Raw genomic sequence first — 2748 nt, forward strand, 5'->3', positions numbered from 1 at the left:
CCCTAGGGCGCCGGCCACATCGCCGGACTGCTGGCGTCCCTGCACCTGGGAGGCGAAGACGATCGCGACGATGCCGGCGGGCAGACAGCACAGCAGGGTGGCCACGATCGACTGCCACAGATAGGTCGGAATGGGCTGACCGTACGGCGGTTGCTGACCGAATCCCCCCGGCGGGTACGGCGGATAGCCGCCCGGCTGGCCCTGGCCGTACCCGGGGGGCGGGCCGCTCGGCGGAGTCGTCACCGGTACACACTCCTCCGGGTGAGGGCCGGTGGGAGCGTCGAATACGACGTGCTGGAATCGGTCTCGAAGCCGCCGGCCAAGCCGATGGCGAGGATGACCAGGAACACCACGATGATCGAGGTGGCCGAGATGATGCACCACATCCTGGCCTTCTTGGAGGCATCCAGCGTGCCGTTGATGTCGCCGATCTGCTGGCGGCTCTGCACCTTGGTGGCATAGACGATTGCCACCACACCGGCGGGCAGACAGCACAGCAGGGTGACCACGATCGACTGCCACAGGTAGGTCGGGATCGGCTGGTTGTAGGGCGGAGGTGGGCCGAACCCACCCGGGCCGCCGTAGCCCAGCGGGGCGCCGTAGCCCTGGGGTGCGCCGTAGCCCTGCGGCGCGCCGTAGCCCTGCGGCGCGCCGTACCCACCGGGCGGGGGTCCATAGCCGGGCGGTGGAGCGCCGTAGCCGCCCTGGTCATAGCCGCCCTGGCCGCCATAACCACCCTGGCCGTAGCCGCCCTGGTCATAACCCCCTTGGCCGTGACCGCCGGCGGGAGGGTACTCGGGTGGCTGGGACATTGGGTGCTCTCCTGTTGTCGTCGTGGCAGGCGAGCCGATGAACGGCCCCGCCACCGCGCCTGGCTGCATGACCCTCGGGGCGCTCGACCAGGCACCGCCGACACTCCACCGACGCGTGATCCCCGACCCGTGCGCGGGATCCGTGACGCGAGGTGGGTGGACCACCATGCACGTCCCGGGCTCCGCGCGCGCACATTGTGGCACAGCCAGCATGTCGACCAACCGGCGTGCCGACCAGCCGGGCTCCACGCCACCCGAGAGCCTCACCGCCCGAAACCCCCGAGTTCCGACAAGTCGGTCTAGCACGTCGGTGTAGTGTCTCATCCGAACTATCTAGACATGGCAGCCGGCGTCGAGGGGGCGACCGGAGGCTGGTCCGGTTCGTCTCAGGCTGCTGTGCGACATGGAGGTCATCCGCTTCGATGCCGAAGCCGGGACCCGGGGGTCCTGACGACACTGCCACGCACGGAGGGATACCCGCGGTGAAGCACCGGGCGGAGGGCGATCCCAGCCCGCCGAGAGTCCGATCCGGTTCCCGGCGCGGGCGTCGCCGTCCGCATCACCCTGCCTGGATCGCGTCGCTGGGCGTGATGGCTCTGGTCGCCGCCGCAGTCGGGTGGACCCTCGTCCCCGAACGCGACACCGGGGGCGAAGGCTCGGCGACAGTCGAGGCCACCGCCATCCAGCACGGGAAGCCCCGACACGGCGATGACCCCCGGGTACAACCCAGCGTCTCAGCAGGCACGACCGGCGGGCTACCCGGCGGAGACTCCAGCGCGACCGTCGGCTCCCCCTCGCCGTCACCCGCCCCGGTGCCCGCGGGCACCCCGGCCGGTACGGCCCCGCGGACCGCCGCCAAACCGACGACCCCCGGCGCCGCGGCCCGGGTCACGAAGCCGGCGGTACAGGTGCCCGTCATCCCCGTCGGTGGCGGGGGCGGTTCGGTGCCCGGCGGCATGAGCGGCGTTGCCGCGGGGACGATGACGCAGGTGCGGGCCTGGGAGAGCTTCCGCGGCTCGCCGGTCAACGTCGTGCTCACCTTCACCGACCGGTCGAGCTGGCAGACCATGACGAACCCGTGGCTCGGCTCGGGCCCGGAGAAGTTCTCGACCTTCGCCGGCACCTGGATCATCTCGCAGCCCTTCTACCCGACGGGCGGTGGGGACATGAACTCCTGCGCGAGCGGCGCCTACAACGGCCACTGGGCGGACTTCGGCCGGTGGCTGGTGGCGAAGGGCCGCCCGGCGAGCATCATCCGGCTCGCCTGGGAGTTCAACGGCGACTGGTTCCCGTGGTCGGTCTCCAAGACCAACCCCACCACCTGGGTGAACTGCTTCCGCCAGGTCGTCAGCGCGATCCGCTCGACGGATCCGCAGGCCCGCATCGACTGGACGCTGAATGCGCACAGCAGCGGGGCCTGGGCCGTCTACCCCGGTGACCAGTACGTCGACATCATCGGCATCGACAGCTACGACCAATGGCCGGCGAGCACGGACGACGCTGCCTTCGCCAGTCAGTGCCACGCCGAAACCGGGCTCTGCTCGACAATCGCGTTCGCCCGCCAGCACGGCAAGCAGTTCTCGGTCCCGGAATGGGGACTCGTCGGAAAGAGTGACACCGGGGCGGGCCGCGCCGGCCGGGCCGGCGGCGACAACCCGGTGTACATCCGCAACATGTACCAGACGTTCGCCGCGAACCGCGACATCCTCGCCTACGAGACGTACTTCAACGACTCGGAGCCCGGGAACGTGCACTCCTCCCTGGTGAACCCGACAGAGCATCCCGCTGGCGCGGCCACCTACGCCTCGCTCTGGTAGCGCCCCGCCCCGATGGCGGCACGGCTCCGACCGGATCACACCCAGATCACACCCAGATCGGAGCTGCCGGCCGCTAGACTTGTCTTCCGCACGTGCGTGCGATGAGCCAGCTGCTTGAT

General features: G+C 70.3%; 3 protein-coding genes. 1 reads left to right on the forward strand and 2 read right to left on the reverse strand.

The genetic code is table 11. From position 1 onward, the window contains the following. Together ACY45C_RS21080 and ACY45C_RS21085 are read right to left on the reverse strand one after the other, a co-directional pair. The coding region (locus ACY45C_RS21080) for a CD225/dispanin family protein (RefSeq protein ID WP_462189291.1) at positions 1-243 on the reverse strand (243 nt) is incomplete at its 3' end. After that, a complete protein-coding gene (locus tag ACY45C_RS21085) occupies positions 240-812 on the reverse strand; it encodes a CD225/dispanin family protein (RefSeq protein ID WP_462189292.1) in 573 nt (190 codons plus the stop codon). The genes ACY45C_RS21080 and ACY45C_RS21085, both read right to left, overlap by 4 nt. Before the next feature lie 482 nt (positions 813-1294). Here ACY45C_RS21085 and ACY45C_RS21090 point away from each other — a divergent pair, with 482 nt between their 5' ends. Next, on the forward strand, positions 1295-2629 hold the full coding sequence (locus tag ACY45C_RS21090; RefSeq protein WP_462189293.1) for a glycoside hydrolase family 26 protein: 1335 nt from the start codon (positions 1295-1297) through the stop codon (positions 2627-2629). Positions 2630-2748 lie beyond the last annotated feature (119 nt).

The organism is Frankia sp. CcWB2 (assembly GCF_977927585.1).

What these genes read in the sequence shown, in the direction of transcription:
- ACY45C_RS21085 (WP_462189292.1), bottom strand. Translation starts at nt 812, where the DNA reads ATGTCCCAGCCACCCGAGTACCCTCCCGCCGGCGGTCACGGCCAAGGG.